The sequence below is a fragment of the Bacillus aerolatus genome (assembly GCF_009183655.1).
Classification (GTDB): Bacteria; Bacillota; Bacilli; order Bacillales; family Domibacillaceae; genus Pseudobacillus; species Pseudobacillus aerolatus.
In genome coordinates this window covers 138,439-152,406 of sequence record NZ_WEIO01000009.1, presented here as the reverse complement: position 1 = coordinate 152,406, position 13,968 = coordinate 138,439, and the positions used below count along the sequence as shown (strand labels likewise).

Genomic DNA, 13,968 nt, shown 5'->3' with positions numbered 1-13,968 from the left:
GAATGTTCAGAAAGGAATGTGGGGATTAAAATGAAATTAAAAGTTGCTTGCATCCAGATGGATATCGCTTTCGGGAGTCCGCAAGAAAATTACAGACGTGCAGAAAATTGGCTGCAAAAAGCAGCAGACGAAGGCTGCAACCTAGCTGTGCTTCCCGAATTATGGACAACAGGTTATGACTTAACACGCCTCGATGAAATTGCAGATGAGGAGGCCAAGGAGGCTATTGCCTTTTTAGCTGACCAAGCTAAAAAACATCAAATGCATATCATCGGCGGCTCGGTGGCAAACCGGACGAAAGAGGGCGTTGAAAATACGCTGCCCGTCATCAACAAAAATGGTGAGCTTCTTAAAACATACAGTAAGCTTCATTTGTTCCGATTAATGGAAGAAGAAAAATTCTTCAAAGCCGGCAAAGAAGACGGCTTATTTGCTTTGGAAGATGAAACGATGGCTGCATTCATCTGTTATGATATCCGCTTCCCTGAATGGCTGCGCAAACACGTACTGGCTGGAGCTAATGTTTTGTTTGTCCCTGCCGAGTGGCCGCTTGCACGCAAGGATCACTGGCGAACCTTGCTGATTGGAAGAGCCATTGATAACCAAAGCTACGTCGTTGGCTGTAACCGCAGCGGCGAAGATCCGAAAAATAAATTTGCCGGCCATTCGATCATCATCGATCCTTGGGGAGAAATTATTGCCGAAGCCGGAGAAGAAGAAGAACTGCTAATCGGCGAAATTGACTTAGCCAAAGTGCCGGAAATAAGAAAACGCATCCCTATTTTCGAAGATCGCCGGACAGAATTTTACAGTTAAACAAGAAGAAACCCGGAAATTAATTTCCCGGGTTTTTCTCGTCTCATTAGTCCCATTCGAATGGTGTTTCTTGATAGACGTAATAGTTCAACCAATTTGAAAACAGTAAATGTGCGTGCGAACGCCATTTGTTGACAGGTTTCTTTGTCGGATTATTGTCCGGGAAATAATTTTTTGGCATATCGATGTCGAGACTTTTCGCTAAATCGCGAGCATATTCTTCTGCCAGCGTATGCGCCTCATACTCTAAATGCCCAGTAATCATCACATGACGTTCGTCTTTTGACATGATAATAAACGCACCCGCCTCATCAGAGGAAGCAAGCAGTAACAAGTCTTCATGAGCTTCAATTTTTGCTTTTTCCACATCTGTATAGCGGGAATGAGGCGCATAAAACATATCATCGAACCCACGCAGCAACTTAACAGTCGGCTCATTCACCGTATGGCTGTAAATGCCGGAACATTTTTTCGGCAATTTGAATTTTCCAATGTCGAAATGATGATAAAGAGCTGCCTGGGCTCCCCAGCAAATGTGCAACAGTGAAGTGACATTTGTTTTTGCCCAGTCCATAATTTCCGTCAGCTCTTCCCAATAATTCACTTCTTCAAATTCCATTAACTCGATCGGTGCGCCGGTAATAATCATGCCATCGATCCGTTTTTCTTTCACTTCCTCAAAAGTGGTATAAAATTGCTCTAAATGAGATTTGCTGACGTTTTTTGATTCATGAGTGGCCGTATGTAAAAAAGAAACATTCACTTGAAGCGGCGTATTGCCGAGCAGCCGCAAAAGCTGAGCTTCCGTTTTTTCTTTTTCCGGCATTAAATTTAAAATTAAAATATTTAAAGGACGGATATCCTGGCTGCGGGCCCGGCCCACATCCATCACGAAAATATTCTCTTTCTCTAGAATTTCCCGTGCCGGCAATTCTTGCGGTATATTAATCGGCATTTTGCTACCCCCTCATAGTTTAGAATTTTCAATAAACAATTATAGACAGCTTCCATAAAAAAACACAAGGATTGTTTTCCTTGCATCAGCTATTGAAAGAAAAAAAGCCTGCAAAGAAACAAGACAAGTGCTTCTTTGCAGACATGTTTGTTATTTTAATTTCAGTTTAGCTAAAGCATCAGCGAGAGCTGTGTTAATCGGTTCATCTTTCGTTTGCTTTTTCAAATACTGATTTACATCTTGCTTCGTTGCTTTATTTCCGGATGTTTTCTTTCGGCGTTCCTGGAAAGAAGTCAATTTCTCCCTGTGTCCGCACCGACAGACGAAAATTTGCCCTTTTCCTTCGCCGCGAAGCTCAAGCTTTTTATGACAGTTCGGGCAGCGGGCGTTCGTCAGCTTTGCTACATTTTTGCGGTAACCGCACTCCCGGTCCTGGCAGACGAGCATTTTTCCCTTTTTACCATTTACTTCAAGTAACAGTTTTCCGCAGTCCGGGCATTGGCTGCCGGTTACATTGTCGTGTTTAAATTTTTTGTCGCTATTTTTAATTTCATTTGTGACTGACTTTGTATAGCCGCGTATTTCTTTCATAAAGACTTGCGGCTTCAGCTTGCCCTTTGCAATGGCATCCAGCTTCTGCTCCCACTCACCTGTTAATGCAGGCGACTGTAGTTCGTTCGGGACAAGTTCAAGCAGCTGCTTTCCCTTTGACGTGATGAAAATGTCCTTCCCTTTTTTCTCAATTAAAAACGTATTGAACAACTTTTCGATAATGTCTGCTCTTGTCGCCACTGTTCCAAGCCCGCCTGTCCGGCTCAACGTTTGTTTTAATTGTTGATTTTCTTCCTCCATGTATTTCGTCGGATTTTCCATCGCGGATAACAGCGTACCTTCGTTAAATCGCGGCGGCGGATTTGTTTCTCCACGCGTCCCGGTTAATGCAGCTATTTCCAGCGCTTCTCCTTGTTTCACAGCAGGCAATGAAGCTTCATCTTCCTCTTCTTTGCCGTACACTTCTTTCCAGCCAAGAGAAGTAATGACCTTTCCTTTAGCCGTAAAGGTTTCCGAACCAACTTTCGCTTCCACCGTTGTCTGCTCATACTCAAATGGCGGCAGCAAAACAGCTAAAAAGCGCTTGACAATTAAATCGTAAATTTTTCGCTCTTTATCACTTAAATCGGAGAGAATCGCCGTTTGTTCAGTCGGAACGATTGCATGGTGATCACTTACTTTCGCATCATTAATAAATGATTTATCCGGCTTAATGCCGCGCTTTTTGACTTTTACGGCGAATTTCGTATACGGATTGATTTCGACTGCTTCCACCCGCTCTTTTAACGTATCTGTCATGTCGCTTGATAAATAGCGGGAGTCGGTCCGCGGATACGTCACAAGCTTATGCTGTTCATATAGTTTTTGCATAATGGACAACGTTTCTTTCGCTGAATAGCTGAATATTTTATGGGCATCGCGCTGCAGCTCTGTTAAATCGTATAATTCCGGTGCGTATGATTTTTTTGCAGCTTTTTTCACTGAAGTAATAACGGCTTTTTCATCGCGGATCGACTTTAAGATCTGATCACGCTTTTCTTCTGAAAAGGTCTTTGTATCATTCGATTTAGCATCTTTCCATGTTAACTTGATATCGCCAGCCACTGCAGTGATCCCGTAATAGCTTTTCGGCTTGAAACTTTTTATTTCTTCTTCTCTTCGCGCAATCATCGCCACTGTTGGCGTCTGCACACGGCCGCAGGAAAGCTGGGCATTAAATTTTGTCGTCAGCGCTCGCGTCGCATTAATGCCGACGAGCCAATCGGCTTCGGCCCGCGCTACCGCAGAACGGTACAGATCTTCATATTCCCGGCCTTCTTTTAACTTTTTAAACCCCTCCCGAATCGCTTTATCGGTCACGGAAGAAATCCATAAACGCTTCACCGGTTTTTTTACATGTGCCTTGTCAATAATCCAGCGGGCGACAAGCTCCCCTTCGCGTCCGGCGTCTGTTGCTATAACAATGTCTTTTACATCTTTGCGGTTCAGCTGGGTTTTCACCGATTGAAACTGTTTGCCGGTTTTTTTAATAACGACCGTCTTTAATTGGTCTGGCATTAACGGCAGCTCAGCCAGATTCCAAGTTTTATATTGATCGCCATAAGCCTCAGGATCTGCGTGTGTCACGAGATGGCCAAGCGCCCATGTCACAATGTATTTATCTCCTTCCAAAAAGCCGTTCCCTTTTTTGCCGCAATTTAAAATGCGGGCTATGTCGCGGGCAACAGAAGGTTTCTCAGCTAATACGACTGTTTTGCTCATAGTAACATCCTTTCATTTTTACACTGTTATTATTATAACATTTGTTTGTTGAATTAGCGGAAACACACTTCCTTGCCGCACCTTCCATTGAACGAGTCTGCTCAAAACCCGTGACTTCTTTCTGCTTTTCAATTATATTTGGTGAAATTGCTATATATATTTATTATAAGAAGCGGAAAGGACTGACCGCCATGCTAGTAAATAAACGTGGTGATATCCCCTATATTCTTGGATTGATTTTTTTAATTGCTGGAGTCGTGTACTTTTTTGCCTCTAACTGGCCGCTGCTGGACCGTCCGGTGAAAATTAGTTTAAGCATAGCAATGATCATTGTCAGCTTTGCCATATCAATTTTTTATAAAAGAAGCCCCACGTTTGCCTATTTAAGCAATTGGTGGCTATTCATATCCGCCATCTCCTTTGGGGTCGGCGTGGCTCTTATTGGCCAGACGTATAATTCCCATGCAGACTCCTATCTCTTGTTTCTCATTTGGCTCGTACCTGTTGTGCTTCTTGCTTTCTTTACAAAGTACCAGCCATTTTACTGGCTGACACTGCTGCTGTTTGAGTTAACGATTTGGATGAAAGTTTATCCAACCGGTTTTTGGATGGACTACTCAGGAACTCAAGAAGCGATGATTTATTTAGCAATGATTTTCGTTCATCTCGTGCTGTTTTATACTCTGAAAAAATCGGGGCTTGAAAAGCTTGGGTTTATCACGTTAATCATCGCCCAATATTGTTCTCTCTTTTTGCTGAACAAACATTCTATCTATGATATTTTTTCAGATTTCTCTTCTTGGTCACTTTTTTATACGGTGCTGCATGGTATTTACATCGCGTTCATTTTTTTCTTTTGGCGTAGGTTCATCAATGAGCGCAAAAAACATCCAGTGGAAATGGCCGTTCATCTGCTTTTTTTCGGTGTTTATATCATTTATAACGCCTTTCTCATTTATATCACGGTGTTTGGCGATACTGTTTTTTTCACCGGCTTTTTGCTGCTGATCGCAGTCTTCGGATTTAGTGTATACGTGCTGCAAAAGCTAGCGAAAACAACGAAAGAATCAGATAAAAAGTGGAGCCGTTATACGTATAAATTTTTCGTCGGGATTCTCTCATTTTTAGCAACGATCATCGCGATCGCTTCGATTGGTTCTTTCGCCGCCTTGCTGTTCAGCTTCGGCGATGGCATGATGTACAGCTTTTTCACCATTGGAGCAGTTTGTATCGCCTGCAGCTTCGCTGTTAAGAGTAAAAATTTGATCGTTGTTCAGCTTACTATGCAAATTACCGGCATTGCTTTTTTATTTTTCTTTGCCTATATGCACGGACAAATGTGGATTTTTTGGCTGTTAGCTGTCTCATTCATCGTTCTGTCTTTCCTCTTCTTTCGAATAAGAGCAGGACTATTCTATTATTTAGCAGCAAATGGAGCCTTGTTCAGCGCCATATTATCTACTTTTTCGGAATTTGATATTTCCGGCGAGTGGATAAAAATAGTGTTTCTTCTGTTTGGTCTGCTGAATGCCGCTTTGTTTATGAAATGGTCTCAACAGCGATTGGGCCTGCTCGCTTACTTGTTGTCTCTCTGCTATTTTTTTGCCATGACGGTAGGCGATGAAGATCATTCAGTTTCTGTGTCAATTGTTTTGCATCTTATTTTTGTTGTGTATTTTTACTTTCATTTAACTCATCCGAAAAGCTCATCACGACTGTACCAGTGGGTCACGTGGGCAGCCGTCGCTGCTTTTCTCTCCTGGAAATATTATGAGTTCGTTTGGAAGCTTTTGCACAAGTCACTTGCATTTTTCCTTGTCAGTGCCCTTTTCTTTCTCCTCTTTTATTTGTGGGGCAAAAAGAACACTGAAAAAGCACGAAACATTCTCGAATGGAACTGGAAACCCGTTGCGCTCATTCTCGTTGTCCAGCTTGCTTTTATTGGGTTCACTTCATGGCAAAAAGAACAGCTGCTGCAAAACGGAGAGCTTGTCGCGCTGAAACTGGAACCGATCGATCCCCGCTCCTTACTGCAGGGAGATTATGTGCAGCTGAACTATGTTATTCATACTACCTACCAAAATGAGCAGCAAGACGGCCGCTTCAAAGAAGGCAAACTGTACGTACAATTAGAAAAGACGAAAGAAACAGTCTCTTACCATGGCAGTGACGTCGCTATTTACACGCCGGTCCGGTTTGCATCAGCGAACCAATCAGCGGGCGGAAACGAAGGAGTAGTAACCATTCAAGGTAAAGGTCGTTACGGAAATCTCGAACTCGGCATTGAACACTTCTTCATCCCTGAACATACAGGTGAAGATTGGGAAGAGAAAAACACCGCCCTCGTCCGCGTAGCTAAAAACGGCGATGCAATAGTGGAAACTTTAGTTAAACAATAAAAAAGAAGCGGCATTTGCCAGCTTCTTTTTTTATTGTATTTTACTCCAAAAGTCTTTTAAGTAACGACTTTTGGAACAGTCCTTTTTTGAAAAGGAAAAGCTCTCTAATTAAACAGCTCATCCCTTCCTCTCTTTGTTGTTTTTTTCACTTCGATCCTGTGAATATGGTGGCCGTCCACGTCACGGATAATAAATTGATATCCTTCTTGTTCGAGCGTGTCTCCAAGTTTGACATCAATATTTTGTGTTAAAAACCAGCCGCCGAGTGTATCTACATCGTCTTCTGCCAAATGAATGCCAAGCATATCATTTACTTCGGTAATTAATACACGTGCACTTAACATAAAGTGGCCGCTGCCAAGCTTTTGCACTTCCGGCTTTTCATCAATGTCGAACTCATCACGTATTTCGCCGACAATCTCTTCTAAAATATCCTCTACTGTAACAAGCCCCGATGTTCCGCCGTATTCATCCAATAAAATCGCCATATGAATACGTTCTTTTTGCATTTTCAGCAGCAAATCATGAATCGGAATCGTTTCAATCACACTGATTGTCGGTTTAACAAACCATTCCAGCGGGCGTTCGTTATAGTTGTCTTTATTTAAAAAGTAGGAAAAAATCTCTTTTATGTTAACCATGCCGATGATGTTGTCTTTATCTCCATCATCTACTGGATAACGGGTGAATTTTTCCTGTTTTAATACTTCTGTGATCTCCTCCCAAGTTAAGTCCTTGGCCAACGTAATCATATCCGTACGCGGCACCATAATTTCTTTCGCGATTCTTTCGTCAAATTCAAAGATGTTATCGACGTATTTGTATTCGGATTGATTAATTTCGCCGCTTTTAAAACTTTCCGATAAAATGATACGCAGCTCTTCTTCTGAATGGGCTACTTCATGCTCGGATGCTGGTTCAAGTCCGAACAAGCCTGTCAATAAGCGTGCCGAACTGTTCAACGCCCAAATGAATGGATACATCACCCGGTAAAACAGTGTGAGTGCGGGGGACAACGCCAAAGTCAGCCATTCCGCCTTTTGAATCGCCACCGTTTTTGGTGCCAGCTCTCCTACTACAACGTGAAGAAATGTAATAAATGCAAAAGCAATAATAAAGGACAATACACCTGTTACGGCAGGAGCTACATTCAGCCGTTCAAAAAGAGGATGCAAAATCCGTTCGACTGTCGGTTCACCTAACCAGCCAAGTCCGAGTGAAGTGATTGTAATTCCGAGCTGGCACGCAGATAAATATTCGTCCATATGTGTGATTACATTTTTCGCGACAACTGCTTTTTTGTTTCCTTCAGCAACCAGCTGATTAATCCGCGACATTCTGACTTTGACAATAGCAAATTCGGAAGCCACAAAAAAAGCTGTGAGCGCAATTAATAAAGCAATAAGCAATACATTTACAATGATCAAAGACGGCAAGGAAAGCGTAGAATGACTTATACTGTTCAGTCTTCATGCATTTTCTCTACTTTCCTCTTTCACCTCCCGCACAAGTTTATATCTACCTTTACCCAATTTAAAATCATCCATAACTAGAAGACAGCCTTTATTTTTCATATTGTTTTACCATCTCCGCTAACATATGCACCAACTTATGGCGTTCACCCTAATCACCATAAGGAATAGTTTCTATTTCAAGATCTCCGTAGTAAAATAAATGCAGGAAATAACTTTAATAGTGAGAGGGTTTTGTAATGAGTATTTTAACAGTTGAACAGCTGAGCCACGGCTTTGGTGACCGGGCCATTTTTGATAAAGTTTCATTTCGTCTGTTGAAGGGAGAGCATATTGGCCTGATCGGCGCGAACGGAGAAGGAAAGTCTACGTTTATGAATATTATTACCGGGCAGCTTCAGCCTGATGAAGGAAAAGTATCTTGGTCGAAAAATGTCCGCGTCGGTTATTTGGACCAGCATGCCGTGCTTGAAAGAGGCATGACGATACGCGATGTACTTAAAACCGCTTTTCAATATTTGTTTGACTTGGAAGCGGAAATGAATGAATTGTTCGCTAAAATGGGGGAAGTTTCTTCTGAAGAGTTGGAAAAACTGCTTGAAGAAACCGGTACAATTCAAGACTTATTAACAAATAACGACTTTTATGTCATAGATGCCAAAGTGGAAGAAATCGCCCGCGGGCTTGGTCTTGATGAAATTGGGCTTGGGCGGGATGTCCATGATTTAAGCGGAGGGCAGCGGACAAAAATATTGCTCGCTAAGCTTCTTCTTGAAAAACCGGATATTCTTCTCCTCGATGAACCGACGAACTACTTGGATGAACAGCACATTGAGTGGCTGAAACGCTATTTACAGGAATATGAAAATGCATTCATTTTAATTTCTCATGATATTCCCTTCTTAAACAGCGTCATTAATTTAATTTATCATATGGAAAATCAAGAATTGAACCGTTACGCCGGTTCATATGATGAGTTCCTAAAAGTGTATGACATGAAAAAGCAGCAGCTCGAAGCGGCATATAAAAAACAACAGCAGGAAATTGCCGGACTAAAGGATTTTGTTGCCCGTAATAAAGCAAGAGTTTCTACGAGAAACATGGCCATGTCCAGGCAGAAAAAACTTGATAAGATGGACGTCATCGAACTGGCACAAGAGCGGCCAAAGCCGGAATTCAATTTTAAAGAAGGCCGCACGTCCGGCAAACTGATTTTTGAAACGAATGATTTAGTCATCGGCTATAATGAACCACTCTCTAAGCCGCTGAACTTGCGCATGGAACGCGGGCAAAAAATCGCCTTAACGGGGGCGAACGGCATCGGAAAAACAACACTGCTTCGCAGCATACTCGGTGAGATCCAGCCGCTGGCAGGAAAAGTAGCGCGAGGTGAATCATTACAGATCGGCTATTTCGAGCAGGAAATTAAATCCGGAAGTAACCATACGTGCATTGAGGAACTTTGGACAGAGTTTCCTTCTTTTACCCAATATGAAATTCGCGCCGCTCTTGCTAAATGCGGCTTGACGACAAAGCATATTGAAAGCAAAGTCAGCGTCCTAAGCGGCGGAGAGAAAGCAAAAGTCCGCCTGTGCAAATTGATTAATAACGAAACGAACTTGCTTGTTCTTGACGAGCCGACCAACCACTTAGACGTAGAAGCGAAAGATGAGTTGATGCGAGCGCTAAAAGCATATAAAGGCAGTATTCTGCTTATCTCTCATGAGCCTGAATTTTACCAGGAAGTCGCAACTGAAGTATGGAATTGTGAATCATGGACGACAAAAATTTTTTAAAATACTCAATAATGGAGACATGCTAAATGGTTAAACGAATTGCTTTATCATGGAGCGGCGGCAAAGACAGCTGCCTAGCGCTCGACTCTTTAGTTAATCAAAAATATGAACTTGCCTGCCTTGTCACGACCGTTCCGCAAGAGATGGGCCTGACATTTGCCCATGGGGAAAAAATTGAAATGATCGAACGACAAAGCGGGTCTCTTTCTATTCCTGTTCATTTTATTCGCTGTACGTTTGAAAGCTATACAGAAGCTTTCATTGAAGACTTAATCCATTTAAAGCAAAAGTATCAGATTGAAGGTATCGCATTTGGCGATATTTACTTGGACGGCCACCGGGAATGGGGCGAGAAAGTAGCCGTTGCTGCTGGACTGCAAGCCATCTATCCACTCTGGATCCAGCAGGAAGAGAGTCTGAACTTGCTGAAGACATTTATAAATTCTGGCTACAAAGCAACTGTAATCCGTGTCCGTGAAGACGCTCTGGATGACAGCTGGCTCGGCCATGATCTAGATGCTGCGTTCTTTGAAAAGATTCGGGATAAAGACATCTGTCCACTAGGAGAAAATGGAGAATATCACACATTTGTTTATGACGGGCCTTTATTTCAAAATCCTATCCAATTTACCAAGGAAAGCATCACCTCCAATGAAACGAGCAAAAGGTTGGAAATTCAGCCAATTGATTAAGCAAAAGCAAAAAAAAGAGAGTGTCCAAAAGCTAGGCTTTTGGACACTCTCTTTTTCAGTAGACGGAAATGGTGAACAAGGCCAGCCTATTGATAAAAAACACGCAGAAGTGATGAGCAAATCTATCCTGTTCTCAAGTGGCTGTCCTATAGGTGTCTAGTTCTTTGCTTCTGGGACAGCCCCATCTAATTATTTTTTCGATTAATCTCTCCTGTCTTCATCTACAGGTTTTCCTTTATAAAATAGCTTTTTCTTCAGTTCGATCCCTAATTCTTTCGCTACTCGCTTCAAGTCACGCTCTTCTCTTTCCGTTACTAACGTGATAACGGTACCAGCTTCACCAGAACGACCTGTGCGCCCTGCTCGATGTGTATACTGCGTCGCATCTTTCGGCAGATCAAATTGCAGGACGTGGCTCAATCCTTTAATGTCCAAGCCTCTCGCCGCCACGTCTGTAGCAAAAAGCAAAGGCAGCTTTCCTTCCCGGAATTGCTTTAATGCATTTGCCCGCTCTTGTTTATTCAAGTCACTGTGAAGAATGCCATTGGCAAAGCCTTTATAGTCGAGCTTTTGAGAAAAAGCATTTACTTCGCCGATGTCTTTAATAAACGCCAGCATCCGTTCCGGCTCAAACCCGCGCATAATGCGCTCAACCATCACCTGCTTCTCCCTGCGGTCACACACGAAATACAAATGATCCACTTTCGATTGAGGCAGTTCTTCCTTATCCACCTTAATCACTTTCGCCTCTTTCATCCATGCTTTTGCTGCAGCTTCCGCCTTTTCGGGCATCGTAGCTGAAAACATAACAAGCTGACGATCTTTCATCGTCGATTTAATGATGGCTTCGATATTTTTTGTATGTTCCGGTACGAGCAGCTGGTCGCCTTCATCAAGAACGAGCAGCTTCACTTCATGCATCTTTAATTTCTTCATTTGAATTAATTCTTGGATCCGGCCCGGCGTGCCCGCCACAACTTGCGGCTGCTTTTTCAATTTTTCCAGCTGGCGCTTCACATTCGCGCCGCCGATGAACGCAGCACTTGAAATGCCGCCCCCCCACGCACGGACCTCATCGGCAATTTGCATAACAAGCTCTCTTGACGAGGCAAGAATCACTGCCTGAACAGCTTTTTTCGCAGGATCCACTTTCTCAAGAAGCGGCAGCAAGTAAGCAAGTGTCTTTCCTGTTCCTGTCGGTGATTCGGCAATAATGTCTGCTCCTTCAAGAATAGCTGGCACCGCTTTTTCCTGAATTGGTGTTGGTGATTGAAAGCCAGCTTTATCCCAGGCTTCTTGCAAAAATGGTTTCATTGTATTTAAAGTAAAAGATTGATTTGTCATATAAACTCCTTCTTTTTTCTTCACCGCTAATATCGGTGTCGTTGTTCTTTCATTATGGAAAACTTTTGCCGTTTTCGCAATCCCCCGCTTAAAAGGTTTCAAACCGCTGAAAAAGAGGAATGATTGTTTAGGCAGTCTTTTTGATCATACCAGCTAAAGGAGATAGATAATGAATATCAACCAGACATTCAAAATGATGCATAAAACTCTTTATAGAAAAGTGATTGCAGCCTCACTGCTTCTGAATTTAGCTGCCTTCCCTGCAGCAGCCACAGCAGCACCTCCTCAAAAAGAAACGATGATTATTCTTTCTTTTGATGGCATGAGACATGATTATGCCGAAAAGTATATTAAAGACGGCAGCATGCCGCATTTAAAGAAATTGAAAAAAGAAGGCATGTATGCGAAAGATATCACAACCGTTAATCCTTCTTTAACTGCTGCTTCCCACGCTTCAATAGCTACAGGAGCCAAACCGGAAAAAACAGGCTTCGTCAGCAACGAATTTCACTATAGCGGCAAAAAACTTAACAAAACAAAGAATGCTTTCCAGGCGAATATCGATGTAGCCCCGCTTTGGAAAGAAGCTAAAAAACAAGGGAAAGTAACGGCTGTTATCGGATTCCCCGGTTCAAACCCCCAAAAAGAAAATGAGGCCGACTACTCTATTTATTATGGAGACGTGCTCGCTGAAAGCAGCTACAATAAGCTCGATTTCAAACCGGTAAAGAAATGGGATAACCCGCCAAAAAGCTTTTCCGAACCGCAAGAAGCTCATTTAAAAATCAAGCTGCAAGGGAAAAAAGATGTTTATATACACATTTTAGCGATCGACTCTTCAGACAATAACAAAAAAGATTACGACCGGTTTCACGTATCTGAAGATCTCACGGTCGATTCACAAGATGCATCTGTTCAGTTGAACAAATGGGGGCAGCTTCCTCTCCAAGTAAAAGGTGCGGATTCGGCAGGCTTCCTATTTAAATTAAAAGGCAGCAAAAAAGATCTTTCTTCCGTCAAATTTTACCGGACAGCGGTGACAACTGGCTTAATTAAAGGACCTGAAGGATTTAAAGAAAAAATTGTTGAACGTTTTGGCTTTTTCCCTGACCAGGACGACTTGCCCGCGTTTGAAAAAGGCTGGATTTCCCGAAAAGAATATGAAGAGATTAATGAGAACTTCGCAGATTGGCTGGCAGATACTTCTCTTTTTATAAAGAAAGAATACAAACCTGATTTGCTCATGTTTTACGAGCCTCATATTGATTTGGAAGAGCATGAATTTCTACTGACCGATCCGCGGCAGCCCGGCTACAGTCAAGAAGCCGTAAAAACATATGAATCTTATATTAAATGGGCATATGAAAATGCGGATGACACTATTGGAAAAACAAGTGCTGCGATGACAGAGAACGACCGGCTGTTTATTGTGTCAGATCATGGAATGGAGCCGATTCACTCCCGCATCTCTCCAAATTACGAGTTGAAAAAGGCCGGGCTTCTCAAACTTAACAAAAAAGGAGAAGTTGACCTGTCAAATTCGAAAGCGTACGCTGTCGCGAGCGGAACGATCGCTCATGTCTACATTAATTTAAAAGGCCGGGAAAAAGACGGAATAGTAGACCCAAAAGATTATGAAAAAGTGCAAAATGAAATTGTCCGCACTTTCAAGGGCATTAAAGATGAAAGAAAACTCGCCTCAAGAAAAAAATTATTAAAGCACCATTACAACGAATGGCGCGACCGTGCTGGTGAGAACGGTTTGACTTGGCAGGAAACGAAAGATATGGTCAACAGTATGTTCCACGTAATTCAAGACAAAAAAGAAAATCCATACGAAAAAATTACTGAATCGGATCAAAAAGAAGCTAATAACTTTGATCACCGAAATGCTGGTGATGTGATACTGGCGGCCGCTCCTGGCTACATCATCGGCAAAGATGCCAAAAAAGCCATTGAACCAACGAAAGAACTAGGCAGCCACGGAGGTGATCCAAAAAGAAAAGAACTGCGGCCTGTTTTTTATGCATATGGGAAAGATATTAGCCATGGAGAAATTGAACGCCACGTGTCCACGCTTGATATCGCCCCAACCGTTTACCGATTAATGAACCTTCGGACTCCATCCTTTATAGATGGAAAACCAATCAAAGAACTTTTAAAATAACAAAAGGACAGGCC

9 protein-coding genes are annotated in these 13,968 nt (G+C 42.5%); 5 read left to right on the top strand and 4 right to left on the bottom strand.

The genetic code is table 11. The features are described 5' to 3' along the window. The first annotated feature begins 30 nt into the window (after nt 1-30). Nucleotides 31-816: a carbon-nitrogen family hydrolase gene (locus F9802_RS14760; protein ID WP_152153300.1), complete on the top strand. Its 786-nt coding sequence runs from the start codon at nt 31-33 to the stop codon at nt 814-816. A gap of 46 nt (nt 817-862) precedes the next feature. Here F9802_RS14760 and metA read toward each other — a convergent pair whose 3' ends face one another. After that, nucleotides 863-1,771 (bottom strand): homoserine O-acetyltransferase MetA, encoded by a 909-nt coding sequence (metA, locus tag F9802_RS14755; RefSeq protein WP_152153299.1) that lies wholly within the window; start codon nt 1,769-1,771, stop codon nt 863-865. A 150-nt stretch (nt 1,772-1,921) separates the two neighbouring features. Then, nucleotides 1,922-4,084: a DNA topoisomerase III gene (locus F9802_RS14750; protein WP_152153297.1), complete on the bottom strand. Its 2,163-nt coding sequence runs from the start codon at nt 4,082-4,084 to the stop codon at nt 1,922-1,924. A gap of 191 nt (nt 4,085-4,275) precedes the next feature. Between F9802_RS14750 and F9802_RS14745 the strand changes: the two genes are divergently transcribed. Next, nucleotides 4,276-6,483: a GDYXXLXY domain-containing protein gene (locus F9802_RS14745; RefSeq protein WP_152153295.1), complete on the top strand. Its 2,208-nt coding sequence runs from the start codon at nt 4,276-4,278 to the stop codon at nt 6,481-6,483. Between the two features lie 104 nt (nt 6,484-6,587). Here F9802_RS14745 and F9802_RS14740 read toward each other — a convergent pair whose 3' ends face one another. Further along, nucleotides 6,588-7,910, bottom strand: a complete 1,323-nt coding sequence (locus F9802_RS14740; RefSeq protein WP_152153293.1) for a hemolysin family protein — start codon at nt 7,908-7,910, stop codon at nt 6,588-6,590. A gap of 284 nt (nt 7,911-8,194) precedes the next feature. Here F9802_RS14740 and F9802_RS14735 point away from each other — a divergent pair, with 284 nt between their 5' ends. Both F9802_RS14735 and F9802_RS14730 read left to right on the top strand, forming a co-directional pair. Beyond that, the gene (locus F9802_RS14735; RefSeq protein ID WP_152153291.1) at nt 8,195-9,751 is read left to right on the top strand and encodes an ABC-F family ATP-binding cassette domain-containing protein; all 1,557 of its coding nucleotides are present in this window, start codon (nt 8,195-8,197) and stop codon (nt 9,749-9,751) included. 26 nt (nt 9,752-9,777) lie between these two features. Continuing rightward, nucleotides 9,778-10,443 carry a Dph6-related ATP pyrophosphatase gene (locus F9802_RS14730; protein WP_152153289.1) on the top strand — a complete coding sequence of 222 codons (666 nt, stop codon included), beginning with the start codon at nt 9,778-9,780 and terminating at the stop codon, nt 10,441-10,443. Nucleotides 10,444-10,644: 201 nt separating this feature from the next. Here the strand turns inward: F9802_RS14730 and F9802_RS14720 are convergent, their stop codons facing one another. After that, nucleotides 10,645-11,787 (bottom strand): DEAD/DEAH box helicase, encoded by a 1,143-nt coding sequence (locus tag F9802_RS14720; RefSeq protein WP_152153285.1) that lies wholly within the window; start codon nt 11,785-11,787, stop codon nt 10,645-10,647. A gap of 169 nt (nt 11,788-11,956) precedes the next feature. Between F9802_RS14720 and F9802_RS14715 the strand changes: the two genes are divergently transcribed. Next, nucleotides 11,957-13,954, top strand: a complete 1,998-nt coding sequence (locus tag F9802_RS14715) for an alkaline phosphatase family protein (RefSeq protein WP_152153283.1) — start codon at nt 11,957-11,959, stop codon at nt 13,952-13,954. The last annotated feature ends 14 nt before the right edge of the window (nt 13,955-13,968 follow it).

Bases quoted from the DNA above. Each gene is read 5' to 3' on its own strand.
- F9802_RS14720 (WP_152153285.1), bottom strand. From the start codon at position 11,787: ATGACAAATCAATCTTTTACTTTAAATACAATGAAACCATTTTTGCAA.
- F9802_RS14730 (WP_152153289.1), top strand. From the start codon at position 9,778: ATGGTTAAACGAATTGCTTTATCATGGAGCGGCGGCAAAGACAGCTGC.
- F9802_RS14760 (WP_152153300.1), top strand. From the start codon at position 31: ATGAAATTAAAAGTTGCTTGCATCCAGATGGATATCGCTTTCGGGAGT.
- F9802_RS14715 (WP_152153283.1), top strand. From the start codon at position 11,957: ATGAATATCAACCAGACATTCAAAATGATGCATAAAACTCTTTATAGA.
- F9802_RS14735 (WP_152153291.1), top strand. From the start codon at position 8,195: ATGAGTATTTTAACAGTTGAACAGCTGAGCCACGGCTTTGGTGACCGG.
- F9802_RS14750 (WP_152153297.1), bottom strand. From the start codon at position 4,084: ATGAGCAAAACAGTCGTATTAGCTGAGAAACCTTCTGTTGCCCGCGAC.
- metA (WP_152153299.1), bottom strand. From the start codon at position 1,771: ATGCCGATTAATATACCGCAAGAATTGCCGGCACGGGAAATTCTAGAG.
- F9802_RS14745 (WP_152153295.1), top strand. From the start codon at position 4,276: ATGCTAGTAAATAAACGTGGTGATATCCCCTATATTCTTGGATTGATT.